Annotated in this window: 28 protein-coding genes and 1 tRNA gene; 26 read left to right on the plus strand and 3 right to left on the minus strand. The window is 49.9% G+C overall.

Translation table 11 applies throughout. The annotated features are described in order from the left end of the window. The first annotated feature begins 31 nt into the window (after nucleotides 1–31). From ACIDE9_RS01405 to ACIDE9_RS01460, 12 genes are all read left to right on the plus strand, one after another. Entirely contained in the window at nucleotides 32–520 is a 489-nt protein-coding gene (locus ACIDE9_RS01405) for a L,D-transpeptidase family protein (protein ID WP_411992149.1), read from the plus strand. Continuing rightward, nucleotides 513–1,424: a nickel ABC transporter permease gene (gene nikB / locus ACIDE9_RS01410; RefSeq protein ID WP_411992151.1), complete on the plus strand. Its 912-nt coding sequence runs from the start codon at nucleotides 513–515 to the stop codon at nucleotides 1,422–1,424. Before ACIDE9_RS01405 ends, nikB begins: the two co-directional genes overlap by 8 nt. Further along, nucleotides 1,421–2,218 (plus strand): ABC transporter permease, encoded by a 798-nt coding sequence (locus ACIDE9_RS01415; protein ID WP_411992153.1) that lies wholly within the window; start codon nucleotides 1,421–1,423, stop codon nucleotides 2,216–2,218. Before nikB ends, ACIDE9_RS01415 begins: the two co-directional genes overlap by 4 nt. A 13-nt stretch (nucleotides 2,219–2,231) precedes the next feature. Next, nucleotides 2,232–2,924 carry a queuosine precursor transporter gene (locus ACIDE9_RS01420; RefSeq protein ID WP_411992155.1) on the plus strand — a complete coding sequence of 231 codons (693 nt, stop codon included), beginning with the start codon at nucleotides 2,232–2,234 and terminating at the stop codon, nucleotides 2,922–2,924. A gap of 39 nt (nucleotides 2,925–2,963) precedes the next feature. Next, complete coding sequence (locus ACIDE9_RS01425; RefSeq protein ID WP_411992157.1) at nucleotides 2,964–4,091, plus strand: methyltransferase; 1,128 nt, start codon at nucleotides 2,964–2,966, stop codon at nucleotides 4,089–4,091. Nucleotides 4,092–4,114: 23 nt separating this feature from the next. Next, the gene (nagZ, locus tag ACIDE9_RS01430; protein WP_411992159.1) at nucleotides 4,115–5,161 is read left to right on the plus strand and encodes a beta-N-acetylhexosaminidase; all 1,047 of its coding nucleotides are present in this window, start codon (nucleotides 4,115–4,117) and stop codon (nucleotides 5,159–5,161) included. Nucleotides 5,162–5,231: 70 nt separating this feature from the next. Continuing rightward, nucleotides 5,232–6,131 carry a lipid A hydroxylase LpxO gene (gene lpxO, locus ACIDE9_RS01435; RefSeq protein WP_194740831.1) on the plus strand — a complete coding sequence of 300 codons (900 nt, stop codon included), beginning with the start codon at nucleotides 5,232–5,234 and terminating at the stop codon, nucleotides 6,129–6,131. 112 nt (nucleotides 6,132–6,243) lie between these two features. Then, nucleotides 6,244–6,930 carry a Bax inhibitor-1 family protein gene (locus tag ACIDE9_RS01440; RefSeq protein ID WP_194753165.1) on the plus strand — a complete coding sequence of 229 codons (687 nt, stop codon included), beginning with the start codon at nucleotides 6,244–6,246 and terminating at the stop codon, nucleotides 6,928–6,930. 134 nt (nucleotides 6,931–7,064) lie between these two features. Beyond that, complete coding sequence (locus ACIDE9_RS01445; protein WP_194753166.1) at nucleotides 7,065–7,658, plus strand: PEP-CTERM sorting domain-containing protein; 594 nt, start codon at nucleotides 7,065–7,067, stop codon at nucleotides 7,656–7,658. Between the two features lie 236 nt (nucleotides 7,659–7,894). Further along, a complete protein-coding gene (locus tag ACIDE9_RS01450) occupies nucleotides 7,895–10,459 on the plus strand; it encodes a TonB-dependent receptor (protein WP_411992162.1) in 2,565 nt (854 codons plus the stop codon). Nucleotides 10,460–10,850: 391 nt separating this feature from the next. After that, nucleotides 10,851–11,705, plus strand: coding sequence for a PEP-CTERM sorting domain-containing protein (locus ACIDE9_RS01455; RefSeq protein WP_411992164.1), 855 nt, complete (start codon nucleotides 10,851–10,853; stop codon nucleotides 11,703–11,705). 98 nt (nucleotides 11,706–11,803) lie between these two features. Beyond that, the gene (locus ACIDE9_RS01460) at nucleotides 11,804–12,613 is read left to right on the plus strand and encodes a PEP-CTERM sorting domain-containing protein (RefSeq protein ID WP_411992166.1); all 810 of its coding nucleotides are present in this window, start codon (nucleotides 11,804–11,806) and stop codon (nucleotides 12,611–12,613) included. Nucleotides 12,614–12,676: 63 nt separating this feature from the next. Here ACIDE9_RS01460 and tadA read toward each other — a convergent pair whose 3' ends face one another. Genes tadA through ACIDE9_RS01475 form a run of 3 tightly spaced genes read right to left on the minus strand, consistent with a single transcriptional unit; the run spans nucleotide 12,677 to nucleotide 14,555 of the window. Continuing rightward, complete coding sequence (tadA, locus tag ACIDE9_RS01465) at nucleotides 12,677–13,141, minus strand: tRNA adenosine(34) deaminase TadA (RefSeq protein WP_411992167.1); 465 nt, start codon at nucleotides 13,139–13,141, stop codon at nucleotides 12,677–12,679. 4 nt (nucleotides 13,142–13,145) lie between these two features. After that, nucleotides 13,146–13,601, minus strand: coding sequence for a phosphate-starvation-inducible PsiE family protein (locus ACIDE9_RS01470; protein WP_194753171.1), 456 nt, complete (start codon nucleotides 13,599–13,601; stop codon nucleotides 13,146–13,148). A 36-nt stretch (nucleotides 13,602–13,637) separates the two neighbouring features. After that, nucleotides 13,638–14,555, minus strand: coding sequence for a LysR family transcriptional regulator (locus tag ACIDE9_RS01475; protein WP_194753172.1), 918 nt, complete (start codon nucleotides 14,553–14,555; stop codon nucleotides 13,638–13,640). Nucleotides 14,556–14,659: 104 nt separating this feature from the next. Between ACIDE9_RS01475 and ACIDE9_RS01480 the strand changes: the two genes are divergently transcribed. The 14 genes from ACIDE9_RS01480 (at nucleotide 14,660) to nuoG (ending at nucleotide 26,388) form a co-directional block, all read left to right on the plus strand. Beyond that, nucleotides 14,660–15,370, plus strand: a complete 711-nt coding sequence (locus tag ACIDE9_RS01480) for a pirin family protein (protein ID WP_411992170.1) — start codon at nucleotides 14,660–14,662, stop codon at nucleotides 15,368–15,370. Between the two features lie 33 nt (nucleotides 15,371–15,403). Continuing rightward, nucleotides 15,404–15,976 carry a flavodoxin family protein gene (locus ACIDE9_RS01485; RefSeq protein WP_411992172.1) on the plus strand — a complete coding sequence of 191 codons (573 nt, stop codon included), beginning with the start codon at nucleotides 15,404–15,406 and terminating at the stop codon, nucleotides 15,974–15,976. A 39-nt stretch (nucleotides 15,977–16,015) separates the two neighbouring features. Then, nucleotides 16,016–16,588, plus strand: a complete 573-nt coding sequence (locus ACIDE9_RS01490) for a YceI family protein (protein WP_411992173.1) — start codon at nucleotides 16,016–16,018, stop codon at nucleotides 16,586–16,588. A 103-nt stretch (nucleotides 16,589–16,691) separates the two neighbouring features. After that, nucleotides 16,692–17,771 carry an alkene reductase gene (locus ACIDE9_RS01495; RefSeq protein ID WP_411992175.1) on the plus strand — a complete coding sequence of 360 codons (1,080 nt, stop codon included), beginning with the start codon at nucleotides 16,692–16,694 and terminating at the stop codon, nucleotides 17,769–17,771. A 141-nt stretch (nucleotides 17,772–17,912) separates the two neighbouring features. Next, nucleotides 17,913–18,707 carry a triose-phosphate isomerase gene (gene tpiA / locus ACIDE9_RS01500; protein WP_411992177.1) on the plus strand — a complete coding sequence of 265 codons (795 nt, stop codon included), beginning with the start codon at nucleotides 17,913–17,915 and terminating at the stop codon, nucleotides 18,705–18,707. Between the two features lie 53 nt (nucleotides 18,708–18,760). Continuing rightward, nucleotides 18,761–19,105, plus strand: a complete 345-nt coding sequence (gene secG / locus ACIDE9_RS01505; RefSeq protein WP_411992179.1) for a preprotein translocase subunit SecG — start codon at nucleotides 18,761–18,763, stop codon at nucleotides 19,103–19,105. Nucleotides 19,106–19,111: 6 nt separating this feature from the next. After that, nucleotides 19,112–19,196, plus strand: a tRNA-Leu gene (locus ACIDE9_RS01510). Nucleotides 19,197–19,341: 145 nt separating this feature from the next. Continuing rightward, nucleotides 19,342–19,671 carry an NADH-quinone oxidoreductase subunit A gene (locus ACIDE9_RS01515; protein WP_019881811.1) on the plus strand — a complete coding sequence of 110 codons (330 nt, stop codon included), beginning with the start codon at nucleotides 19,342–19,344 and terminating at the stop codon, nucleotides 19,669–19,671. A 6-nt stretch (nucleotides 19,672–19,677) separates the two neighbouring features. Continuing rightward, a complete protein-coding gene (locus tag ACIDE9_RS01520; protein ID WP_018985714.1) occupies nucleotides 19,678–20,157 on the plus strand; it encodes a NuoB/complex I 20 kDa subunit family protein in 480 nt (159 codons plus the stop codon). 48 nt (nucleotides 20,158–20,205) lie between these two features. Beyond that, the gene (locus ACIDE9_RS01525) at nucleotides 20,206–20,802 is read left to right on the plus strand and encodes an NADH-quinone oxidoreductase subunit C (protein ID WP_194740846.1); all 597 of its coding nucleotides are present in this window, start codon (nucleotides 20,206–20,208) and stop codon (nucleotides 20,800–20,802) included. Beyond that, on the plus strand, nucleotides 20,795–22,048 hold the full coding sequence (locus tag ACIDE9_RS01530; protein ID WP_411992182.1) for an NADH-quinone oxidoreductase subunit D: 1,254 nt from the start codon (nucleotides 20,795–20,797) through the stop codon (nucleotides 22,046–22,048). The genes ACIDE9_RS01525 and ACIDE9_RS01530 overlap by 8 nt, the downstream gene beginning before the upstream one ends. Before the next feature lie 57 nt (nucleotides 22,049–22,105). Next, nucleotides 22,106–22,585 carry an NADH-quinone oxidoreductase subunit NuoE gene (gene nuoE, locus ACIDE9_RS01535; protein WP_194753179.1) on the plus strand — a complete coding sequence of 160 codons (480 nt, stop codon included), beginning with the start codon at nucleotides 22,106–22,108 and terminating at the stop codon, nucleotides 22,583–22,585. Nucleotides 22,586–22,594: 9 nt separating this feature from the next. Further along, the gene (gene nuoF, locus ACIDE9_RS01540) at nucleotides 22,595–23,929 is read left to right on the plus strand and encodes an NADH-quinone oxidoreductase subunit NuoF (RefSeq protein ID WP_194753180.1); all 1,335 of its coding nucleotides are present in this window, start codon (nucleotides 22,595–22,597) and stop codon (nucleotides 23,927–23,929) included. Between the two features lie 26 nt (nucleotides 23,930–23,955). Then, the gene (gene nuoG / locus ACIDE9_RS01545) at nucleotides 23,956–26,388 is read left to right on the plus strand and encodes an NADH-quinone oxidoreductase subunit NuoG (RefSeq protein ID WP_411992185.1); all 2,433 of its coding nucleotides are present in this window, start codon (nucleotides 23,956–23,958) and stop codon (nucleotides 26,386–26,388) included. The last annotated feature ends 1 nt before the right edge of the window (nucleotide 26,389 follow it).

A 26,389-nucleotide genomic window follows, 5' to 3' on the forward strand; every position in this document is an offset into this window, starting at 1 on the left:
TATCACGGGCAAATCGCTTAGAATAATGGTTATGCATATTGAGATTTCTATCCCGGCGCAAACACTGACACTGTTTGATGACAATGGCGGACAAGTGACGCGCTATGACGTTTCTACCGCAGCCAATGGTGTCGGTTGTATTAAAAACAGTGGCTGTACACCACTGGGCGCACATATTATTCGCGCCAAAATCGGTGGCGGTGCGGCGGCAAATACGGTGTTTGTCGGCAGGCGCGCTACTGGTGAAATATTTACGCCAGATTTAAAGTTGCAGTTCCCTGACCGCGACTGGATTTTAACCCGCATTCTTTGGCTGAGCGGTACTGAGCCCGGCAAAAACCGCCTGGGTAATGTTGATACCATGCAACGCTATATCTATATCCACGGCACGCCAGACGCGACCCAGTTGGGCGTCCCTGGTTCGCATGGCTGCGTGCGCATGCGTAATGCGGACCTGATCGAGTTGTTCGAGCAGGTGCCCGTCGGTACCACCGTTAACATTTGCGAGGCGGATGATTAAGCGCTTTGCCACACTATTGCCCGTGGTCTTCGGGGTGCTATGCCTGACCTTCGCCTTGCTGCATCTGGTGCCGGGCGACCCGGTCGATGTCATGCTGGGCGAGTCTGCCAGTGCTGCTGACCGCACTGCACTGAAAGCACAACTGGGGCTGGATCAGCCTGTGCTGGTGCAGTTTGGGCAATACGTCATGCATTTGCTGCAAGGGGATTTTGGTACCTCTATCCATACCCAAACCCCAATCTCGCAACTGTTATGGCAGGCTTACCCGGCCACGTTATTGCTGGCCGTGGTTGCATTAGCGATAGGGCTGTCTATCGGTATTCCATTGGGCATCTGGTCTGCCCTCAAGGCCGGGCACTGGCAGGATGTGATGATCACCATGTTGAGTATCCGTCTGGCGGCGATGCCTGCGTTCTGGCTGGGGCCGGTGTTGATGCTGGTGTTTGCGGTTTGGCTAGGCTGGTTGCCGGTGAGTGGTATGGCCAGCGCTACCAGTATCGTGTTGCCAGCAATGACGTTGGGACTAGGCTTAAGCGCCATTTTGACGCGCATGACCCGTACCAGCCTGCTTGAAGTATTGAATGAGGATTACATCCGTACTGCCCGTGCCAAAGGCTTGAGTGAACGGCAAGTATTATTGAAACACGCTTTGCGTGCAGCCTTGTTGCCATTGGTCACCATTGTCGGTTTGCAAATGGGTAGTTTGCTGGCAGGCGCTGTGATTACTGAAACCATTTTCAGTTGGAACGGTATTGGCCGTTTGCTGGTAGACAGCATTGAAAAACGCGATTACCCGGTGACGCAGGCCTGCGTGCTGGTGGTGGCGTTGAGCTATGTGCTGATTAACCAGGCGACAGACGTGGTGTATCGCTGGCTGGATCCGCGCACGCGGGGCACGCAATGAAAACTTTTGCGTTGCTCGCCCTGGGGTTTTGGCTGCTGGTCGTGATGCTGGGCCATGCGATTGGCTTGAATCCGAACCAGATTGACCTCAATGCCATTCTGCAATGGCCTAGCCTGCAACACTGGCTGGGCACTGATGATCTGGGTCGCGATATTCTGGCGCGCGTGATTCGCGGGGTGGAGGTTTCCTTCCTGGTCACAGTGGTAGTGACAGCCGTGACCATGACCATAGGCCTGAGCATAGGCCTGGTGGCAGGGTATAAAGGCGGCAGGCTGGATCATGCGCTGATGCAAGTCACCAATATTTTTCTGGCATTCCCGGGAATGTTACTGGCGATTGCGTTTGCAGCCGTGCTGGGCGCTGGAATCAATAACCTGATTCTTGCATTATGCCTTACTGGTTGGGTCACTTATGCCAGGTTGTCGCGTGGTCAGGCACTGGCGTTACGGCAACGCATGCATGTGCTGGCCGCCGAGTCCCTGGGGGCGAGTAGCATGCGCGTGATGTTGCTGCATATCTTGCCATTGCTGATTTCCATTTTGCTGGTAGAAGCAGCTTACAGCATGGCCAGCGTGATGATTGCCGAAGCGTCATTGTCGTTTCTCGGCCTGGGCATACAGGCGCCCGATGCCTCGTGGGGCGCCATGTTGCGTGACGCTGTGCGCTTTATGCTGGTGGCACCACATTATGTGCTCACTGTCGGCGTATGCATGATGAGTTTGATCCTCGCCATTAACCTGGGTGGTGACGTGCTGCGTGACAAACTGGATGTACGTAGCGAGGCAAGAGGATGATAAAAGGGCGCGCATGAGAAAACAGTATCGGTATTACGACCTGATCATGGCAGCTTTTGCCGCGGTGCTGGTCTGTTCCAACATTATTGGTCCCGGCAAAATTACCGAGATACATGTGCCGTTACTGGGTGCACTGACCTTTGGCGCCGGTATCATGTTTTTCCCCATCAGCTTTATTTTTGGCGACATCCTGACCGAGGTCTATGGCTACGCTGCCTCACGCCGCGTGATCTGGACCGGCTTTATCTGCCTGGCTTTTGCCAGCCTCATGGCCTGGGTGATTGTAGCCTTGCCGCCAGCGCCAGAGTGGCATGATCAGGCGGCCTATCAATCGGTATTCGGCTCTACGGCGCGTATCGCCATTGCCTCGCTGGTCTCGTTTGTGGCTGGCGAGTTCGTCAATTCGTTTGTGCTGGCCAAAATGAAAATCCTCACCCGGGGTCGCTGGTTGTGGAGCCGCACCATAGGGTCGACCATTTTCGGCGAAGCGGTTGATACCATCCTGTTTTTTCCACTGGCCTTTTATGGCTCGGGCGAATTCCCGGATGCCATGATGCCGCAAATCGTGCTGGCGCAATTTACCGCCAAATTATTGGTAGAGGTCGCCTTCACGCCCGTGACCTACAAAATAGTCGCTTTTCTCAAACGCGTAGAAAATGAAGATTATTACGATACACACACCGACTTTAGCCCGTTTAAGCTTTAAACTGGCCACATTTAACAATCTCTCATTATCGGAACCCCATTGAACCTGATTAACTGGTACGAACAAAAAAAAACGCAAGCCGCTGACTGGCAATCTGAAGCAGGTAACCCACCGCCGAAAGCGGTGGTGATTGCGGATGATACGACCAAAGCGGATGAGGCGTACCGCCTGGCTTGCGAGGGCACGGCTTTGCTCTATCGCGGCGACTTTCAAAATGCCAAACAATTATTGCAGGCCATTACGCGCCGCGTCGACCGCAAACCGGTTAAACCTGCAGCGACCATGCTCGAAGCTTTTCATCAGCATCGCGCGCGCCAGATTGGCCGTGCCAATATCACGAATAAAGTATTGATTGAACTCAAGCACGGTGATTGCGATTTGCCTCGCGCCCCTGATGTGAAAGCTGCGGTGCAAGGCGCGTTGATTGTGGACGAAAAAACCGACAAACTGCCCGCAAGGCTGGTGCTTTCATTGCGTGAGTTGCTGGGCATGGTGGGCGCGCATGAATGGCGTAAAAAAGGCGTGCAGATTCATGCGCTCAATGCCAGTATCCACGCTTATTACGGGGTGTATTCTCCTGTGCGTGGTGAGTATCTTGATCTCATAGATCAGGCCCCTCTTAACAGCCCGCAAATTGCCTGGGATATCGGTACTGGTACGGGGGTGATTGCGGCCATTTTGGTGGCACGCGGCGTGAAACAGGTGCTTGCCACAGACAATAATCCACGCGCATTAGCGTGTGCTGCAGAGAATGTGCAACGCTTGAATATGCAAACCAATATTCAGGTCCTGCCAGCCGATTTGTTCCCGGAAGGGCAAGCTGACCTGATTGTCTGTAACCCCCCCTGGTTGCCCGCGAAGGCCAATGCGCCGATTGAGCATGCGGTATATGACCCGGATAGTCGTATGCTGAAAGGGTTTTTAAGTGGTTTGAAAACACATTTAACACCCAATGGCGAGGCATGGCTGGTGATGTCGGATTTAGCCGAGCATATTGGCTTGCGTCAGCCTAAGGCATTGACCACTTGGATTGATGAGGCGGGTTTGCAGGTTGTTGAAAAGCTGGATATCGCGCCTAAACATGCCAAGGCCAGTGATCAGTCCGACCCTTTGTATGAGGCACGTGCCAAAGAAATCACCAGTCTTTATCGATTAAAATGTGCTTGAAATTTGAACAATAGGAATATGTTATGTCTTTAGGTCCCGTCATGCTGGATGTGGTTGGCAAAGAGTTATCTGCCGACGACATCCGCCGTTTGCAACATCCGCTGGTAGGCGGGGTGATTTTGTTTGCGCGTAACTTTGAGAGTTGCGAGCAGCTTAAAGCACTCACCGCCAGTATTCATGCCGTGCGTCAGCCGCCGTTGTTAATTGCAGTCGATCATGAAGGTGGTCGCGTGCAACGCTTCAGGGAGGGTTTTACCAAGATTCCACCCATGCGTGAGTTTGGGCATATCTGGGATAAAAATCCACGCAAGGCCAAAGAGTTGGCGGTAGAGGCGGGTTACGTGTTGGGCGCCGAGTTGCGTGCGCATGGTGTGGATTTCAGTTTTACGCCGGTGCTCGATATGGATTATGGCGATAGCCTGGTGATTGGCGACCGCGCGTTTCATAAAGACCCGCAAGCCATTAATGAGCTGGCCTTTAGCTTGATGCAAGGTCTGAAAAAGGCCGGGATGGCGGCGGTGGGCAAGCATTTTCCCGGCCACGGCTTTGTGGTGGCGGATTCGCATGTGAGTATCCCGGTGGATGAGCGTGAATTTGACCAGATTGCGCAGAACGACATGCAGCCCTTTGTGCGCATGATAGATGAAGGACTGCACGCAGTGATGCCGGCGCATGTGATCTACCCTAAAGTAGACGAGAAGCCAGCAGGCTTCTCACCACGTTGGTTGCAAAAAGTATTGCGCGAGCGCCTGGGTTTTAACGGTGTGATTTTCAGCGATGACCTGAGTATGGAAGGCGCAACTGTCGCAGGTGACGTGACTGCACGCACGCTGGCGGCACTCAATGCCGGTTGCGATATGGTGTTGCTATGCAATCGCCCTGATTTGGCGGATGAATTACTGGCAAACCTGGACTGGAAAATCTCTGCACAAAGCATCGCGCGCCTGGCACGCATGCATGGCGGGCACCATCCAAGTGACATGGTTGGTTTACGTGAATCGGCTTATTACGTGGACGCAGTTAAGCGCGTAGCCATGGTCGGCCAAAAAGAGCCGGATTTGTTTGCTTGACCGGGATGCGATACGGTAAGCTCTCAAATAATTGATATCAATTTTTAATACGCATTCTTTGGTATTCACTATGAAATGGATCGTTTTAGGGGTATTTTTAGCATCGGTCAGTTATGTGCACTTTCGCGGCAAGGTGCGGCATCGCTTTTACCGCCAGGTGTTTGACCATTCCGGCATCGTGTCGCCGTTTAATGTGTTCTTGTACCTGTTTTCAAAAGCGCCAACCACGCCTTATTTATCGGTGAATGAATTTCCTGAATTGAAATTGATTACAGATCGCTGGCAAGAGATTCGTGAAGAGGCTTTGCACGTGCGTGAGCAGGAGCGCATTGCCGCCGCACAAACCAATAACGACGCCGGGTTTAACTCATTTTTTAAAACTGGCTGGAAGCGTTTTTACCTCAAATGGTATGACGCACATCACCCGTCAGCCAGTATTTATTGCCCGAAAACCGTGGCACTGCTGCAAAGTATTCCTAGCGTGAAAGCGGCCATGTTTGCCGAGTTGCCGCCGGGCGCGCATCTGCGTCCGCACCGTGATCCTTATGCAGGCTCATTGCGTTTTCACTTGGGACTGGCGACGCCGAACAATGACCAGTGTTTTATCCGCGTGGATGGCGAAGACTATAGCTGGCGCGATGGCCAGGCGGTGATGTTTGACGAAACCTATATCCACGAAGCCTATAACAAAACCGATGAAACGCGTGTGATTCTGTTTTGCGATATTGAACGCCCCATGCGTTATGGCTGGGCGCAAGCGGTGAACCGCTTTTTGGCCAACACCATAGTCACCGCTGCCAGTTCACCGAATGAAGCAGGCGACCAGACGGGTGTGATCAACCGCCTGTTCCACTATGCCTGGGTGGTCGGCCAATATCGCCGCCGCTTTAAAAAATGGAACAAGAATGTGTATCAAATCACCCGCATTCTATTGATTGCATTGGTGTGTTACGCCATCTGGAAGTTGTAGCGCAGGGTAATGTTCACGCAAATGTCATGTGAAAAACTTGAAACTTTGTGCGTTTGCCATTATCTTAATCCTAACAAATCATAAAGTTTTATCGTAGAGAGGAAGAAACACTATGTCAGATATGCAAGTTTTAGGTCGCGAGAGTAATGTATCAGCGGCGCAAAATCGCGTGCTGCGTAATACATATGCTTTGCTCGGCTTGAGTATGGTGCCAACCGTGATTGGTGCTTATGTCGGCATGCAAATGAATTTTGGCTTTATGGCCGCGCATCCATTTATCTTTGCCATTGGTTTTATGGCCGTGATGTTCGGTATGTTTAAACTCATTGCCGTGAACCAGAACAGCGGTGTAGGCGTGTGGTTGTTGCTGGCCATGACCTTTGTGTTTGGCGTGATGCTGGGTCCTATCCTGCAATTTGCACTGCATTTGCGTAATGGTGCTGAAATTGTGGGCCTGGCTGCTGCTGGCACGGGTATTACTTTCCTCAGCCTGGCTGCGATTGGTTCTTCCCCTGCACGTGATTTCAGCGGTATGGGCAAGTTCCTCATGATCGGCCTGATCCTGGCGATTGTGGCTGGTTTGGCTAATATGTTCTTCCAGATTCCAGCCTTGTCACTGGCGATTTCCGGCGTCTCCGTACTGATTTTCTCAGGCTACATTTTGTATGACGTGAACCAGATCGTACGTGGCGGCCAAACTAACTACGTGATGGCAACCCTGAACCTGTACCTGGATATCTACAACCTGTTTGTGAACCTGTTGAATATCTTGCTGGCTTTGTTGGGTAACCGCGACTAAGCATCGGTTAAAATTCAAATAAAAAACCCGCCAATCGGCGGGTTTTTTATTGGCCCGTTTGGGGTATTGCATTAAATACATATCAGGCATACAGTGGTCATTCTAATTTTTACAACGGTTGAGAAGGGGGATGTATGTCATTAGTAACAAAAACTTTGTGTGCGGTTGCTGTGTGTGGCGCATTATCAGCACCTGCTCAGTCCGCAGTGATTTTTTCAGATAATTTTGATAGTTATACCGCTGGTTTAAATGTGACTGATTTTGCTGGTAACTGGACCGTGACTAACGGCACAGTCGATGTGATTGGTAATGGCTATTTTGATTTCTATCCAGGTAATGGCCTATATATCGATTTGGACGGCAGTACAAGTGACGCCGGTGACTTTAGCTCCAAGGCCCTGAATGTGGCTGCCGGGACTTATACACTGGAGTTTGTCTTGTCTGGCAGTACACGTGGTGAGTCAAATACAGTGGACGTCAGTTTTGGTAGCTATAGCGAAACTTTTAACCTGACCTCGAATGCGCCTGTCACTACTTATACGCGTACCGTTAACTTTGCGTCTAACTCATTGGCGTCGGTTGTATTTAAAAACGGTGGTGGCGACAACATGGGAGCATTGCTGTTCAATGTTTCAGTCGCTACTGTGCCTGAAGCCGAAACTGCAGCCATGATGCTGGCTGGTCTGGGGATTATGGGCTCCATTGTGCGTCGCCGTAAGTCTCGTTGATTTAAAACTGGTTGTTAAGATAAAAAAGCCCGCCAAACGCGGGCTTTTTTATTTTCGCAATATCTATTACCCGGAAAATATCTTGTTTGGTATGGTTTATTGCAGCCAGAACGGCTGTGTTCAGCCAAAAAAAGTGGTTGTAAAGATGAATTAATTTTTAAGTTGCTGATTATATTGATCTAATTGTCTAGGTAGAAATGGTTTGATTTTTGCAACTTTCCTCCCCGGAGGGAAGTATGTTAAATAAAAAAATAAAATCAGTGTTGTTTCTGATAGCTTATTCTGGGGTTGCAATCGCTGCAGATGTGAATGAAAAGACCGCGAATAATAAACCGGCGGCTGTGGACTCTCAAACAACCATAGAACTCGATGAGGTGGTGGTTAAGGCGAAGCGTCGCCGAATCATTACGCCTTTACCAGGCGTTCCAATTGATAAAGCCACTGCAACAACAAATATTCAAAGTGCAACTTCCAAAGAAATTGAGGAAAGTAAAGCACTCAATGTCACCGACTTCATGAATAGTAATATGCAGTCGGTCACGGTTAACGACTATACAGGTAACCCATTTCAACAGGATTTGAATTTCCGCGGATTTACCGCATCTCCTCAGATTGGAACACCGCAAGGTATTTCGGTATATCTTGATGGCGTTCGTGTAAATGAGGCATTTGGGGATGTCATGAATTGGGACTTGATTCCGATGAATGCCGTTGAAAGCTTGAATATGATTCCTGGTTCAAATCCATTGTTCGGGTTAAATACCTTGGGCGGGGCGCTAGCAATTCGAACCAAAGATGGCTTTAAAGATAACTATCTTAGAGCACAATATTTGGCCGGCTCATGGGGGAGGGAACAGGCACAATTCTCTAATGGTATTAATAATGGAACAGTAGCGCTGTTTACAGCTTATAACCATTTCAAGGAGGATGGCTGGCGGGATAACTCACCTAGTAATTTACGCCAGCTGTTTAATAAGGGAACGCTGCGTTTGGAAAAAGGAGAGCTTAGTTTTTCTGCGATAAATATTGATACAGATTTAGTCGGTAATGGAATGCTCCCCTACGAAATGGCTGAGCAGGATAGAAAGCAGGTCTTTACTTCTCCCGATGAGGTTAAAAATTCACTAGGGCATTACAACCTCAGTGGTAGCTGGTACGTTAATGATGTGCTGACGCTTTCGGCGATGGGCTATAAGAGGCGCATGACACAATCTGCAGTCGGCGCTGATGTATACGATGCGTACTACGCGGCCCAGCAAGTCTGGGATCCGATTAATTATCCTGGTGCTGATAGGATCAATGGCATATTTAATTATATGGATCTCAACCAGAAAAGCCAGGGTTACACGCTACAAGCGGCGCTGGATTTTGAGAAGCACCAAATGGTATTTGGAGCCTCCAGAGATTCGAATGATATACGATTTCTTCAGTCTCAGTTATTAGGTGAAATCAATCAAGATCACGAAGTGACTCCGGTGAATAATCCCGTGTTTGATCCTGTGTTTGATTTTGCGGTATATCGAAAAATTCTAAGAAATAATTTGACTGGTTCAAGCCGCACGAAGAGTATTTTTCTTTTCGATACCTGGTCACCTACTGATAATTTGCATGTCAGTCTTGGTGCACGTTGGAATTGGACGAATGTTAAAAACTACCTGGAATCCGAGGTGGGTAAGGATCCCTATAACTATGTTCCCACTGATCTTCAAAAGTTAAGGTGTGCTTTACCAGGAGAACCGGCTCAAACTAAAGGGTTGTTTACATGCAGTAGCGGAGATTATGACTATCGCAGTTTCAATCCTTCCTTGGGGGTGACATGGGAATTTAAAGAAAATATTTCTGCTTATACCAACGTCAGCAGAGGCGCCAGAGCCCCTACGGTGATTGAGCTTGGATGTGCTAACGATAAAACCAAAGATAACACGGTCGGTAGTACGAATTATCAGCAAGGATGCTCTATTCCTACATCACTTTCGGCTGACCCTTATTTGAAGCAAGTCCGATCTACGGCGTATGAATTTGGCTTTCGAGGCGCAGATACCGATCTGGATTGGAATATTGGACTATTCAGGACCGATCTAACTGATGATATTTTGTTTGTGCCACTTGGACGTAAGAACCGTGGGGTATTTGATAACTTTGGTGCTACTTTGCGGCAAGGGGTGGAGATGGGTATCAAATGGGCTTGGGGCGATGATAAATTTAGTGTGAATTACACCTTAATGAAGGCTACCTTCGAGTCACCTGCACGCTTAGTGAATCCTGCAAATAGTAGTAATGGTCAAAATTCCAATGGTGTAAATGCGCAAGCTTACGTTGACATAAAGCCGGGGGATGAGTTGCCCGGAATGCCAAATCACATTGTGCAAGCGAATTGGAACCATAGATTTAATGATAAGTTTGATGCCACCTTGTCGATGATAATGCATTCATCTTCTTATGTAAGAGGTAATGAAAATAATGAGCATCAACCAAGAGACAAGGAAGGTATTGAGTTTTACGATTACATAGGGAATGGCAGTATCCCTGGGTATGCTGTATTTAATCTACGTGCTAATTACAAGGTGAGCCCGGGTATCAATATGTTTGTGAAAGTTGATAATATTTTTGATCGTGAATATTCAACGGCTGGCAACTTGGCATTAACGCCATTTAATGCTGCAGGTCGATTTATGTCTGGCACAAATCAGGCTGCTTCAGAGTGGAATAACACAACATTTATAGGGCCTGGGGCTCCGCGGGCTGTTTGGATAGGACTTTCCTTGGACTGGAATTGGAAAAATAAAACGTTCAAAGATTGATATGCTTTAAAACACATCACCAGCCTAGCGCTGGTTTTTTTTTGGTGGGAAACAGCCATGTGGTGGTTTATTTCAACCGTTTTACATTCCTCAAAATAGCTGATGCTTTTCTTTCAACGCCAGAGTTAATGTATCTTAGTTTGGCGTGAGTTTTTGTAACCTAAATTTATCTTTTAAAAACATTGGCTTAGTTTGCATGTTTTCAATTGTTCACATTCTTGTAGGTGAGGGGAAAGTCACGTATATGCTGGCATAGCTTTTGCAAACTCCTTAGAACTAAGCTGCCAATGAAGGACAGAGTTAAAGAGTGCAGCGCTAAGTGTTTAGTTATCTGGCCATGACAGATAACCAGGGATTTAAACACATGGTTTTTAAACTAAGGAGATGAGTGATGAAGTTGAAAGCAATAGTGCTAGCTGGAATGCTTGCTTTTGGAGTGAATAGCTCTTATGCAGGTAGTTTTGTGAGCTTGACGCAAGGTGTTGGTGGGGATTTATCCCTGGCAAATGGTGGATTGAAAAACGGGATCAATAACCCTAACAGAGATATCTTTTATATCGAGAACTTAACCTCTACTACATATTTAAGTGGTTATGAATATGGTTCAGATGCTGGTGTGGTCGCAACGGCTTTGAATTACAGAACTTTTGCAACTACGGCTGGTAACCCAACCATTTCAACAGGGACATTAACCTTGGTTGACTGGCGTGTGACTGAGAATGTGACTTTGTTGCCAGGCGTGGCGCAAGGTACTGTATTTGATTTTGTTTATCGCGACAGCGCAGACGGTAAGTTGGTTTTTGGTACACGTTATTTGAACGTTGTGGATAACGACCAGGAAATTAACTATTTGTACCGTCAGGGCGCTGGTGACAACCCTTCAGTTGCATGGACTTTCCTATCTGACTATGACTTGCGTATGTACCAGGCAGGTCAGACCAATGATTTTACATATGATCCAGTTGTTGATTTCACCAACGGCATCATTCGCCAGAAGGCTGATATCAGTGTTTCAGAAGGAAACCCATGGTCTGGTTTATATCTGGTTAAGACCGATGCAGTTAACTACGGTTTAGGCGCTAATGCCATTGGCTACTATCAGGCTGGTGAAGAAGGTCAGTCTATCGTAGGTGGATTTATGTCGGGCTTTATTGCGACACCAGTGCCTGAGCCAGAAAATTATGCATTATTGATGGCGGGTTTGGGTATTGTTGGCGCTGCAGCGCGCAAACGTAAAACAAAATAATGGCGTAAACATTAATACTATACATGCCATGAAAAAAAGAGCGGGGAGCAAAAGCAACCCCGCCATCTAACTAACTTTATTTGTGAGGAAATAATACTATGAAAGCTACTATCTGGAAACAATCTTTGGCTGTTGCTGCAATCACCTTTGCTGCTGCGGGTTCTGCATATGCAGGCGACTTTACAACTATTTTGAACAATGGTGCACGTACTGCTGGTAGCACCAATAATCCAGAGACTGATGCATTCTTTATCGAAGGTTTGCCAGCGTCATGGACGTTAAAAAACTCTGTGACTACAGCGGTTTATTCGCCTGTTGCTGGTAACACAAGCCAAGTTGTAGGCTCATTTGTTGATTCTGTTTGGTATGAAAGCGCAACCAATTCATACATTATTGGTACCTATTTCCAGCTGACTAATGATGATTACGGCATTACCGAAATTAACTCTATTTTGCGTACTGGTTTTGCTGATTACACTGGTAATTTGTCAGCAGCATGGACATATGCGTCTGACATTTATGCTGGTGCGGAAGACGGCTACCGTTTGCGCGATCCTTCACGTTCTGACTATATCGCATCTTACAATGCGACTACAGCCGGTACCGGTGCATACTTTGATGCGGATAAAGTAGCTATTCGTACCGATGTAAGCATGGGCGAAGATAATCCTAACAGTGGTTTGTATCTGATTAAGTTTAGTGCTGACAACGTAGTTGTAGAGTGGACATCTAATGCTGTTCACATTGTTCAAGGTGCCTCTACAAATGAAGGTGGTCGCATTCGTCAGGATATGTGGCTGAGCGGCTTTGCTGTGACTCAAGTACCAGAAGCCGAAACTTACGCCATGTTCATGGCTGGTCTGGGTTTGATGGGCGCTGTTGTTCGCCGTCGTAAAATGGCTGATTAATTCTAGCCAATAGAAAAAACAAACCCGCCATCGGCGGGTTTGTTTTTTTGTGGTGTCCGTGCCTTAAGTTTTTGTTTTTTCCAGTCTGCGTTGCCTGAAAAAGTCACTCAACGCTGCGCCGCATTCCACGGCTAGTACACCGCGAATCACTTCGCAATGGTGATTCAGCTTTTGTTCAGCCATCAAGTTCACCACACTGCCACAACAGCCGGTTTTGGGGTCGCTGGCGCCATACACTAAGCGTGCGATGCGGGCGTGCTGGATGGCGCCGCTGCACATGGCGCAAGGCTCCAGTGTCACGTAAAGCGTGCAGTCGACCAGGCGGTAGTTACCCAAATGCTGGGCTGCTGCACGCATGGCTTGAATTTCAGCATGCGCAGTTGGGTCACTCAGGCTGATCGGTGCATTGCGGCCTTGGCCGATGACCATGCCGTCTTTGACTACCACGGCGCCCACCGGCACTTCGCCCAGGCTGGCAGCTTCTGTAGCCAGCGCCATGGCCATGCGCATAAAGTCTTCGTCTTGCATTGGGTTATCTGCTACTGTTTTTATCGGCCAGGCGAATCAGGATATACACCAGGCTCATGGTAAATGCGCCAGCCAGCCAGATGCCAATTTCTGCGTAGGTGGGGGTGGCATCTTGCACGGGTAACACAATCAGTTTGCGCAAAAACATCACCAGCACGACTTCAATAAAAGTTTCCACCAGCAGTTTATGGCCACGCAAGTAACGGATTTCTGCCGAGATCAGTGCCGAGATCGACCACAGCAACATCAGCGTGCCCAGTGCGCGCAAAAAGCCATGCACCAGGTTGTGTGCGTAAGCGGCTTCTTTCACATCCAGAAAAAACAGCCAGGTAAACATAATGACCGAGGTGGCCAGTGCCAGGCCGATGATAATGTGCGCCAGGCCGTTGAGCCAGAGCATGGCTTTGATGGCGATACGGTTAAGCGGTTCGAATTCTTCAGGCAGTTGTTCTTGCGACATGTGGCGTCCATTTCATCATACTTTGATGATGATAAATCATTTGCTCAGTAATTGCTCCAGCGGCAGTTGCGTACATTGTTTGAGCAACCATTGCATGGCTTTGCCCATTTCAGGTGGGCGTTGCTGCCGCCAGGCAATAAAAATGGGGGCGAGTGGTTTGGGCTCAGACACTTGCTTGATTAGTAGCTGCCCCTGGTTGGCAGCAGTCTGCGCCAGAAACTTGGGCAAGTAGCCAATGGCGATGCCAGAAATTTGCGCCTGCAACTTGGTGTGCATATCTGGCACCGTCAGGATGTCCTGGCCGGTGAGAATGCCTGAGGTCCGCGGCGGCAAGTTGCGTGAGCTGTCTGCGGCAGCCACGACGCGGTGCTGCACAATGTCACTGGCACTTAAAGGTTCTGGCAAAGCAGCCAGTGGATGATGGGGGGCAACTGCAAATACAAATTCCAGTTGACCGAGCAAGTGCGTGGAAAATACGCCGCCAGGCGGCGCGTCACCGGGCGCGCCGATGGAGATGTCAGCCCGGCCGGATTGCAAGGCGTCCCAACTGCCGCCATAGACTTCGCGCAGCAGTTTGACGCGGGTGCCAAAGCCTTGCTGGTAAAAGTCCTGCAGGATATGGAGAATGGGTTTGAAGTCGAACAGGTCGCTGATCGCAATGGTGATATCGGTTTCTACCCCCGTCGCAATGCGTTGCACGCGTTGCTCAAGGGTGTGGGCTGCGTCGAGTAAATAGCGGCCTTCTTTCAGTAGCTCAGCCCCGGCCGCAGTCAAGGTGGCGCGGTGGCCGCTGCGGTCAAATAGCTCCAGTCCCAGGTCTTCCTCAAGTCTGCGAATCGTATAGGTGAGGGCGGAAGGCACGCGATAAAGAGATTCGGCCGCTGCGGCGAAGCTGCCTTTACGGTCTATGGCGTCAATGACTTCGAGGGCTTCCAGGCTAAGTTTAATCGTCATGAGTGGTTAATCAAAAAAACTGAACAAGAAATGCAAAATGTTTTGCTATCAAAAGATTAAGTGTTTTTTTATCATACATTTAATCTTTCAAATGGAGTGAATAAATGTTACATGTTCGCCCTTCAAATGCCCGTGGTTACGCGAATCATGGCTGGCTGGAAAGCTTTCACAGTTTTTCTTTCGCCAGTTATTACGATCCTCAACATATGGGCTATTCCGTGTTGCGTGTGATCAATGATGACAAAATCGCGCCGACGACAGGCTTTGGTATGCATGGCCATCAGGACATGGAAATCATCACCTATATGCTGGCAGGCGAGTTGCGCCATACCGACAGCATGGGCCACAGTGAAGTGATTCGCGCCGGGGATGTGCAGCGCATGACGGCGGGCACGGGTGTGCGCCATAGCGAGATGAATGCCTCCGCAGAAACGACCGCACATTTGTTGCAGATATGGATTACGCCAGACACCTTGGGGCTGCCGCCCGGTTATGAAGACAAAAGCATTTCGCTCAAAGATAAGCAAAACCGCTGGGCGTTGATTGCCTCGCCCGGTGCGCAGGCAGGGTCATTAAAAGTACATCAGGATGTGTCACTGTATGCCACTGTGCTGACTGCTGATGCGGCATTGCCTGTTCATGTCATGGCCGGTCGCTCCGCTTATCTGCATATTGCCCGAGGCGAAGTAGAGATTGATGGCCAGCGCCTGCAAGCGGGGGATGCACTCATGGTGGATGCCGCGAGCGAGTTAAGTATGCGTGCGGTGAGCACGAGTGAAGTGTTGTGGTTTGATTTGCCGCAGGCAAGCGAATAATGTTTTTTTGAATTGTTGATAAGGAGCTAGAAAATGACTCAGGTTTCAATTGTTTATCATAGTGGTTATGGACACACGGCCGAGCAGGCCAAGGCAGTGGCGCGTGGTGCGCAAAAAGTGGCAGGCGTGACGGTGAACCTGCTAACCGTGGATGAAGCCCAGCAACAGTGGGAGGTGCTCAAAGCCAGCGATGCCATTATTTTTGGCAGCCCAACCTATATGGGCTCGGCTTCTGCGCAATTTAAAGCCTTTATGGATGCCAGCTCCAAAGCCTGGTTTACCCGCGATTGGCAAGACAAGATTGCAGCAGGCTTCACCACCTCAGCCAGCCAGAGTGGCGATAAATTGAGTACTTTGTCGCAACTGTCAGTGTTCGCCGCCCAGCACGGCATGATCTGGGTCAGCTTGGGTTTAATGCCGGGGAACAATCACAGCAATGGTTCGGTCAACGACTTAAATCGTTTGGGTAGCTTTTTGGGTGCCATGGCACAAGCTAACTCTGACCAGGGGCCAGACCTGGCACCGATTCAGAGTGATTTGCTGACCGCTGAACACTTGGGTGAGCGCGTGGCTACGCTGACTAAACGATTCGCTAAAACCGCATAACGCAGCGGCTTTACCTTTTGAAAACTAAGGAGACAATAAGTGAAAAAAATGATTCTTGCGCTGGCTTTGTTAACAGCTTCACAGGCCTGGGCAGCCACCGATACCTACAATATTGATGCGACCCATAGCTTTGCCAATTTCAGCATCCGTCATGTGGTGTCCAAAACCACTGGGACGTTTAACGATGTGACTGGCGTGGTAACACTGGATCCCACCAACCTGAATATGGCGACTGTACGTGCGGCGATTAATGTCAGCAGCGTGAATACCGGTTTTGGCAAACGTGATGAACATATCAAGGCGGATAAATACCTGGATGTGGGCAAATACACGCAAATTCTGTTTGAAAGCACCAAGTTTACCGCTAGCAGCCAGACGCAAGCTGTGATGCAAGGCAAATTGACCATGCATGGCGTGACCAAGATGGTTGATATCCCGGTGAAAGTGCTGGGTTATGGCGCAGACCCATGGGGCGGCCAACGTGCTGGTTTTGAAGGTCATTTGACCATCAAGGCTTCAGATTATGGTTTTGGTTGGGCAGCAGGTGCGAACTCGCCTGTGGGGGATGATATTGAAATCACCTTGCTCATTGAAGGTGTCAAGGCCAAATAATTGTTGCCATTTTAGATGGTCATTGCTGTGCGGATCTGGGCGGAAATGCCCAGGTCCGCACAGCTGTTTTCGCGCTCAATTTAAATAGATGATGGAGATGAGTATGGCATTGGATTTGTTTTCCCCAGTCAAGCTAGGCGGTATTGCCCTGCAAAACCGTGTGGTCATGGCGCCGTTAACACGTAATCGTGCGGGCGAGGGCGGTGTGCCGCAGGCAATGAATGTGACTTACTACGAACAGCGTGCAACAGCCGGATTGATTATTACCGAAGCCACGCCGATTTCACCCATGGCGCATGGTTATCCGGCATTGCCAGGCATTTATACCGATGCGCAAGTGGCTGGCTGGAAGAAAATCACTGATGCCGTGCATGCTAAGGGCGGCAAAATTGTGATTCAGTTATGGCATGTAGGCCGTATTTCGCATCCTAGCCTGTTGCCTAACCAGGCGACGCCTGTCGCGCCTTCGGCCTTGAAGCCTGCTGGTCAGGCGTTTACTTATCAGGGCTTGCAAGATTACGTCACGCCACGGGCGTTGGATGTTTCAGAATTGCCAGCGATTGTGCAGGATTATGTGCATGCCACTCGCTGCGCGATCGCCGCCGGGTTTGATGGCGTAGAAGTGCATGCGGCTAATGGTTATCTACTAGACCAGTTTTTGCGCGACGGTACGAATCAGCGCCAGGACCAATATGGCGGCTCACTTGAAAACCGTACGCGCTTGTTGATCGAAGTGGTGCAGGCCGTGGTGGATACCATAGGTGCTGACAGGGTGGGTGTGCGTTTATCCCCAGTGAATCCATTCAATGACATGCGAGACAGTCAGCCGCAGCAGACGTTTAATTATGTAGCGCAGGCATTGAATCAATTCAATCTGGCTTACCTGCATGCGGTGGAAGGTGGCATTCATGGCGGTGGCGAGTCCGAGCCGTTTGATTTTGCGGCGTTCCGTCAGTTGTTTAACAACGGCTATATTGCCAACCTCAGTTATGACAAGGCGCGCGGTGACGCGGCGATTGCCAGCGGCCATGCCGATGCGGTGGCTTACGGCGTACCGTTTATTGCCAACCCTGACCTGGTGGCGCGCTTTGCCAACAATGCACCACTCAACGCTGCAGACTCGGCCACCTTCTATGGTGGTACCGAACATGGTTATACCGATTATCCATTTTTGACCGCTTAATCAATGGGGGTGTCGCGCGAATGCCACTGATTCGTTGCGATATGCCCTGTTGTGCTTGCCGCTCACAGTGTGCGGGCGTAAAATTCGCGCAACGCGAATTCAATCGAGCTAATGCTCCGCACATTGTGAGTTAATTTCTGCATGTCCTGCCCTGAGATCACCCCCTTATCCCCACACAAAGTTGTTGTTGCCAACTGGAAAATGCATGGCAGCCTTGCCCGCAACCAGGTGCTGCTTGATGGCTATCTGCAAGGCTTGCAATCCTTGCCGCAAACCGATGTGGTGGTGTGTGTGCCTTACCCTTATCTGGCACAAATGCAATCCTTGTTGACCGGCACATCTGTGGCCTGGGGGGCGCAAAATATTGCCAAGTATGAAGAGGGTGCATACACCGGCGAAGTGAGTGCCGAAATGTTGCGCGATTTTGGTGCGCGTCATGTGATCATCGGCCATTCAGAGCGTAGTACTGCCTATTGCGAATCGGATGAAAACATTGCCGAAAAATTCATGATGGCCAAGCGCCATGGCTTGACGCCGATTTTGTGTGTCGGTGAAACCTTGCTGGAGCGTGAAGCAGGCGTGATGGAGCGTGTGGTTGGTAAGCAGCTTGAGACTATTATCCGCCTGTTTGGTGGTGAAGCGTTTGCGCATACCATAGTGTCTTATGAGCCGATATGGGCCATCGGTACCGGCCTGGCAGCTTCAGCTGAGCAAGCCGTGGCCATGCACCAGTTTATTCGTGACACCGTCGCCGCCGCAGATAAAACCGCGGCGGATAGCTTAAAAATCCTCTACGGGGGCAGCGTAAACCCACAAAATGCGGTACAATTATTAAATCAGAAGGAAATAGACGGCGCGCTGGTCGGTCGTTGCTCGCTAGATGTGGAGCAATTTATAAAAATATGTCAGGCCGTTCCTGAAAATAGCGTCATCTAGATAGCGAAGATGCCAAAAGCTTAATCGTTATTCAATCAATGGATTAAAGAAATATGGAAAATGTCATTCTCGTCATTCATGTGTTGGCAGCCGCTGCCGTGATTGGCTTGGTCTTATTACAGCATGGCAAGGGCGCCGATATGGGTGCCGCCTTTGGAAGTGGTGCCTCCGGCAGTTTGTTCGGGGTGTCCGGCTCTTCTAACTTGCTCAGCAAGCTGACATCGATTTTTATTACAGTGTTTTTTGCAACTAGCTTGACGCTGGCATTTATGTCCAGCCATAAAGCGGGTTCTGGCAGCGTGGTTAAATCTGCGTTGACACAACAGGCTCCGGCCAAAGGTGAGGCAGATGAAGCTGCTAAGCCAGTTGAAAATACACCCAAAGATATTCCTAATTAATACTTAGCCGTCGTGGTGGAATTGGTAGACACGCTATCTTGAGGGGGTAGTGACGAAAGTCGTGCGAGTTCGAGTCTCGCCGACGGCACCAGTCCCATGTTGTTTTGCGACGTGGCTGGATGGGAATTGGTTATTTGGGAGTATTTCAATGTGCTGTTGGGCAGGATGCATTGAAATAACTTGTTAACATGATCGATTAAGGCAAATCAGTGTTAGAAAACTATTTCCCAATTCTGATGTTTATCCTGGTCGGCCTGGGCGTAGGCTTGGGGCCGCTGATTGCAGGTAAAATTCTCTCTCCGCACAAACCTGATGCGGAAAAAAACTCTCCTTATGAGTGCGGCTTTGAAGCGTTTGAAGATGCCCGCATGAAATTCGATGTGCGCTACTATCTGGTCGCCATTCTGTTTATTCTGTTTGATCTCGAAATTGCATTTCTTTTCCCGTGGGCGGTGGTGATTCAGGAAATTGGATCCGCTGGCTTCTGGGCAATGATGGTCTTTTTGTTTGTATTGGTGGTCGGCTTCATCTTTGAATGGATGAAGGGCGCCCTTGAATGGGATTAATGCAAAATGAGCATTGAAGGCGTATTGGAAAAAGGGTTTGTCACTACCACGCTAGACACAGTGATTAACTACACGCGGACGGGTTCCTTGTGGCCGATGACATTCGGTCTGGCCTGTTGTGCGGTGGAAATGATGCACGCTGGTGCCTCGCGTTACGATCTGGACCGCTTTGGTATTGTGTTCCGTCCTAGTCCGCGTCAGTCAGATGTGATGATTGTGGCCGGCACGCTGGTGAATAAAATGGCGCCGGCTTTGCGTAAAGTGTATGACCAGATGGCTGAGCCGCGCTGGGTGATTTCCATGGGCAGCTGTGCCAACGGCGGCGGCTATTATCATTATTCTTATGCGGTGGTGCGTGGCTGTGACCGCATCGTACCAGTAGATGTCTATGTGCCTGGTTGCCCGCCAACCGCTGAAGCCTTGCTGTACGGCATTATTCAGCTGCAAAAGAAAATCAAGCGCACCAATACCATCGCCAGAACCTGATTCTTAAGCCATCCAGATCAAAAAACATTAAGCCCAAGAAATTAAACTATGTCCGCAAAACTCGAACATTTGTCCGCACAGCTCAAGTTGGCCTTGGGTGATGGTGTGGTCAGGCTAGAGCAGAAGCTGGGTGAGATCACAGTAGAAGTGCATGTGAAACACCTGCTAGCTGTCGCAGAAAAACTCAAAACACATGCCGAGCTTAAGTTTGAACAGTTGATTGATTTGTGTGGCGTCGATTATTCCGATTACGGGGATGGTCGCTGGGAAGGTCAGCGCTATGCTGTCGTGTTGCATTTGCTGTCTGTGAGCCTGAACCAGCGAGTACGTATCCGCGCGTTTGCCGCAGATGATGATTTTCCAGTATTCCCAACCTTGGTCGATATCTGGCCAGTAGCGAACTGGTTTGAGCGTGAAGCATTTGACCTCTATGGCATCATGTTTGAAAACCACCCTGATTTACGCCGCTTGCTGACAGACTATGGCTTTGTTGGCCATCCTTTCCGCAAAGATTTCCCCATGATTGGTAATGTTGAAATGCGTTATGACCCGGTGCAGCAGCGTGTGATTTATCAGCCAGTGTCTATTGATCAACGGAACAATGTGCCGCGCGTGATTCGTGACGAAGGGGCGCATCATGGCTGAAATTAAAAACTATACGATGAACTTTGGCCCGCAGCACCCTGCGGCGCACGGAGTGTTGCGCCTGGTGCTGGAGCTGGATGGTGAAGTGATTCAGCGTGCTGACCCGCATATTGGATTGTTGCATCGCGGCACAGAAAAGCTGGCCGAAAACCGTACTTATCTGCAAAGCGTGCCTTATATGGATCGCCTGGATTATGTGTCCATGATGGCCAACGAGCATGCTTATGTGATGGCGATTGAAAAAATGCTGGGCATAGACGTGCCTGTGCGTGCACAGTATATCCGCGTCATGTTCGACGAAATTACCCGTATCCTCAACCACTTGTTGTGGCTAGGTGCACATGCGCTGGACGTTGGTGCCATGACGGTATTCCTGTACGCATTCCGCGAACGTGAAGATTTGTTTGATGTCTATGAGGCCGTGTCTGGCGCGCGTATGCATGCAGCGTATTATCGTCCAGGCGGTGTTTATCGTGACCTGCCGGAAAAAATGCCGCAGCACGAAACTACCAAATTCCGCAGCGCAGACGAAATCAAAAAACTCAATGAAAACCGCCAGGGTTCCATGCTGGACTTCATTGAAGACTTTACCAACCGTTTTCCGACCTATGTCGATGAATATGAAACCTTGTTGACGGATAACCGTATCTGGAAGCAGCGTACGGTGGGTATTGGTGTGGTCACGCCTGAGCGTGCGCTGGCACTCGGTTTGACTGGCGCCATGTTGCGCGGCTCCGGGATTGCTTGGGATTTGCGCAAGAAGCAGCCGTATGAAGTCTATGACAAAATGGACTTTGATATCCCGATTGGTGTGAACGGTGACTGTTATGACCGTTACCTGGTGCGCGTAGAAGAAATGCGCCAGTCCAACCGTATCATCAGGCAATGTATAGACTGGCTGCGCAAGAATCCAGGCGCAGTCATCACTGATGATAACAAGATTGCGCCGCCAAACCGCGAAGGCATGAAAACCAATATGGAAGACTTGATTCACCACTTCAAGTTGTTCACCGAAGGCTTCCACGTGCCAGCAGGTGAGGCCTATGCGGCAGTAGAACACCCCAAAGGCGAGTTTGGTATCTATATGGTCTCGGATGGCGCCAATAAGCCATACCGTTTGAAAATCCGTGCGCCGGGTTTCCCGCATTTGGCCGCATTGGATGAAATGACACGTGGTCACATGATTGCTGACCTGGTGGCGATTATTGGGACACAGGATATTGTGTTCGGCGAGATCGACAGATAAGCCGAACGCATCAACGGAACGAAGAGATAGCACGGATCGAAAAGACAAGGTACAAGCATGCTCAGTGCAGAATCTATTGAAAAGATTGAATACGAACTGTCGAAATATCCAAAAGACAGACGTCAGGCGGCCGTGATGTCGGCCTTGCGGATTGTACAAATGGAACGCGGCTGGTTGTCTAAGGAAAGTATTTCCGAAGTCGCCAAGTATTTGCGTATTCCGGAAATCGCTGCGCTGGAAGTGGCGACTTTCTACAATATGTATGACCTGGAGCCAGTCGGCCAGCATAAGATTACAATCTGTACCAATATTTCCTGCATGCTGCGCGGCTCGGACGAGATCGTGGAACACTTGCAGCATAAACTGGGTGTTGGTTTTAACGAAGTCACACCAGACGGCAAGTTCTGCCTCAAAGAAGGCGAATGCATGGGCTGTTGTGGCGGTGCACCGTTATTGCATGTGAATAACAGCGAGATGCACGAATTCTTGACCACTGAAAAAGTGGATGCCCTCATTAACGAGTTGAACAAGGGCTAAGGAACTGACATGGCAAAGACTTCAAACGCGACAGTGAGCACTAAACCTGTGGTCAAAACCGAGTTGGCGGGTCAGACCCTGGTGACCTTGCGTACGCTGGCAGAAGACAATCCAGCCTCACTGGCAACTTATGAAAAACTGGGCGGCTATGTGCAGCTCAAGCGTCTGGTGGCTGAAAAAGTCAAAGCGCCTGAGATTATCAGCCAGGTCAAAGTCTCCAATTTACGTGGTCGCGGTGGTGCAGGTTTCCCCACAGGCCTCAAGTGGAGCTTTATGCCGCGTTATTACGACGGCACCAAATACCTGGTGTGTAATACCGATGAAGGCGAGCCAGGCACCTTTAAAGACCGCGATATTATCCGCTATAACCCGCACCAACTGATTGAAGGCATGGCCATTGCCGCCTATACCTTAGGTGCACGCGTCGGTTATAACTACATTCACGGTGAAATCTGGCAAGACTACGAGATTTTTGAAGCGGCGCTGGCCGAAGCACGTGAAGCTGGTTATCTGGGTGAAAACCTGTTTGGCTCCGAGTTCAGCTTTGATCTATATGCCGTGCATGGCTATGGCGCTTATATCTGCGGTGAAGAAACGGCACTGATTGAGTCGATCGAAGGCAAAAAAGGCCAGCCACGCTTCAAGCCCCCATTCCCGGCCAGTTATGGTGTGTTTGGCAAACCAACCAACGTCAATAACACCGAAAGCTATGCGTCTATCCCCTGGATTATGCAGCATGGCGGCCAAGCCTTTGCTGATCTCGGTGTGCCTAACTCCGGCGGTAGTAAATTGTTCTCGGTGTCTGGCCATGTTGAAAAGCCGGGCAACTATGAAATCAAAATGGGCACGCCTTTTAAAGACTTGCTCGATATGGCGGGTGGTATCTGGAAAGGTCGTAAGTTAAAGGCCGTGATTCCAGGCGGCCCGTCCACTGCGGTGATGCCAGCCAGCGCCATTGAAAATGCCACCATGGATTATGATGGCCTGAGCAAAGCAGGTTCCAGCCTGGGCGCGGGCTCCATGATTGTGATGGACGAAACGACCTGCATGGTGAAAACGCTCAAGCGTCTGAGCTACTTTTTTTATGAAGAAAGCTGTGGCCAATGTACGCCATGCCGTGAAGGCACGGGTTGGGTTTACCGCATTATTGAGCGCATCGTAGACGGCAAAGGCAAAATGGAAGATCTGGACCTGCTGACAGATTTAAGCAATAACATTTCTGGCCGCACCATTTGTGCACTGGGTGATGCGGCAGCGACGCCTGTATTGAGCTTTATCAAGCACTTCCGTCCCGAATTTGAATATTACATCCAGCATGGCAAGTCCATGGTCGATGGTAAATAAACGCTATCAAGCTTAACGGTAATCACATGCTAAACATCGAAATTGACGGCAAACCACTAGAAGTCGAACACGGCAGCACCATTATTGATGCTGCGGATACGGCAGGCATCGCCATCCCGCGCTTTTGTTACCACAAAAAATTGTCCGTGGCTGCCAACTGCCGTATGTGCCTGGTGCAGGTAGAAAAATTCAACAAGCCACTGCCAGCCTGTGCAACGCCGGTGGCCGATGGCATGAAGATTTATACCCGCAGTAAATCGGCGGTGGAAGCACAGCAAAGCGTGATGGAATTTTTGCTGATTAACCATCCGCTGGATTGCCCGATTTGCGATCAGGGTGGTGAGTGTGATTTGCAGGATATTGCCGTGGCTTACGGTGCCTCTGGCTCTCGCTATACCGAAGAAAAACGTGTGGTGTTCAATAAAAATATCGGTCCGCTAGTGAGCACCGATATGACACGTTGTATTCAATGTACACGCTGTGTGCGCTTCCTCAAAGAGGTTGGTGGCATGCAAGAATTAGGTCTGGTAAACCGTGGCGAGCATGCTGAAATTACCGCTTATGTTGACCAGTCTGTGAATTCAGAGCTCAGCGGTAACATTATCGATTTGTGCCCGGTGGGCGCATTGACCAGCAAACCGTTCCGTTATTCTGCCCGTAGCTGGGAGCTGGTACGCAGACCTTCGATTGCCCCGCATGATGGCTTGGGTTCACATATCGAAGTGCATGTTAAAGACAACAAGGTCATGCGTGTGTTGCCGCGTGAAAAAGAGTCGATTAACGAATGCTGGTTATCTGACCGCGACCGTTTCTCTTACGAAGGCTTGAACAGTCCTGACCGTCTTAAAGTGCCGATGATCAAGCACAACGGCCAGTGGCAGGAAACTGACTGGAAAACCGCACTGGAGTTTGCTGCAGGGCAACTCAAAGATATCACCAAGGAATACGGCGGCGATGCGCTGGGTGTATTGGTTTCACCAAACAGTACGATGGAAGAGGGTTACCTCATCAAGCAACTGGCTGAGGGATTGGGCAGTGGCAACGTTGATTACCGCCTGCGTCAGACCGATTTTCGCCTGGATGGTAAACGGACAGGCACGCCATGGATGGGCTGCAATATCCAGGAAATCGAAGAGCTGGATCGTATCCTGCTGATTGGTTCGAACCTGCGCAACGAGCATCCATTGCTGGCACAGCGTATCCGCAAGGCGGTGGCGAATGGTGCTGAGCTGTGCATTGTCAGCCCGCTGGATAACGACCCATTGATGGATATCGCGCATAAGGTCATTGTGCGTCCTAACGATATGGTGAATGTTCTGGGCCAGATTCTGAAAGCCATGTCCGGCTTGCAAAAGCTGTCACTGTGCTTGCCACCGACTCTGAATACATTGCTGGAAGAAATCCAGGTTCGTCCAAACACACAAAAAATTGCCGAATGCCTGGCTGGTATCAGTGAAGAGCTGATCCTGATCGCGCCTAAAGTCGGTATTTTCCTCGGCAATATGGCCTTGAGTGATCCCCGTTTTACCGAGATGTACAGCATGGCTGAAGCCATCGGTGGTATCACAGGCGCCAAAGGCGGCATTTTGCCACCAGCGGCCAACAGTACTGGTATGCATATGATGGGCGTAATGCCCTCCGCTACCGGTATGCATGCGCGTGCCATGATTGAAGTGCCACGCAAGGCCTACCTGCTGCTGAATATCGAGCCTGAGCTGGATTGCCAGCATGCGGCGTTGGCGAGTGAGGCAATGGCGAAAGCCGAGTGCGTGATTGCACTCACGGCTTATAAATCTGCTGCGCTGGATAACGCTGACATTTTGTTGCCGATTGCACCGTTCACTGAAACCTCTGGTACGTTTATGAGTATGGAGGGCCGCGTACAAAGCTTCCAGGCCGTGACTCGCCCACTGGGTGAAACCCGCCCTGGCTGGAAAGTCCTGCGTGTATTAGCCAATACCCTGGGTTTGCCTGGCTTTGACTACAACAGCTCAGAAGAAGTCAAAAACGCTATTTTCAATGGTGAAAAACCTTCTGCCGTGGTTTGGCGTAGCCTGAACAACAACTTGAAAGAGTTGGTAGAGATTCAAGTCAATATCAAAAAAGACGGCCTACAACGGATCGGTGAAGTGCCGCAATACGAATTTGACCCGATCGTACGTCGTTCTGCCCCGTTGCAAAAGACCAAATACAACATTCGCCCGATGGCGCGCATGCGTGCTGAGCAGTTGGCTGAGCTGGGCTTGCAGGATGGCGATATTGTGGTTGCCAGACAGGACAAGGGCAGTGCAGTACTCAAGGTGCGTGTAGATAACCATGTGGCCAAAGGCTGCGTGCGTGTCGCCGCGGCCCATCCGTTAACCGCGGGTCTGGGTGACCTCATGGGCGACATCACCATTGCTAAAGCCACGGCTGATCAAGTGGCGCTTTACGAAAAACAACTGACCGAGATGGCATAAC

This window comes from Methylophilus sp. 'Pure River' (genome assembly GCF_046765995.1).
Classification (GTDB): Bacteria; Pseudomonadota; Gammaproteobacteria; order Burkholderiales; family Methylophilaceae; genus Methylophilus.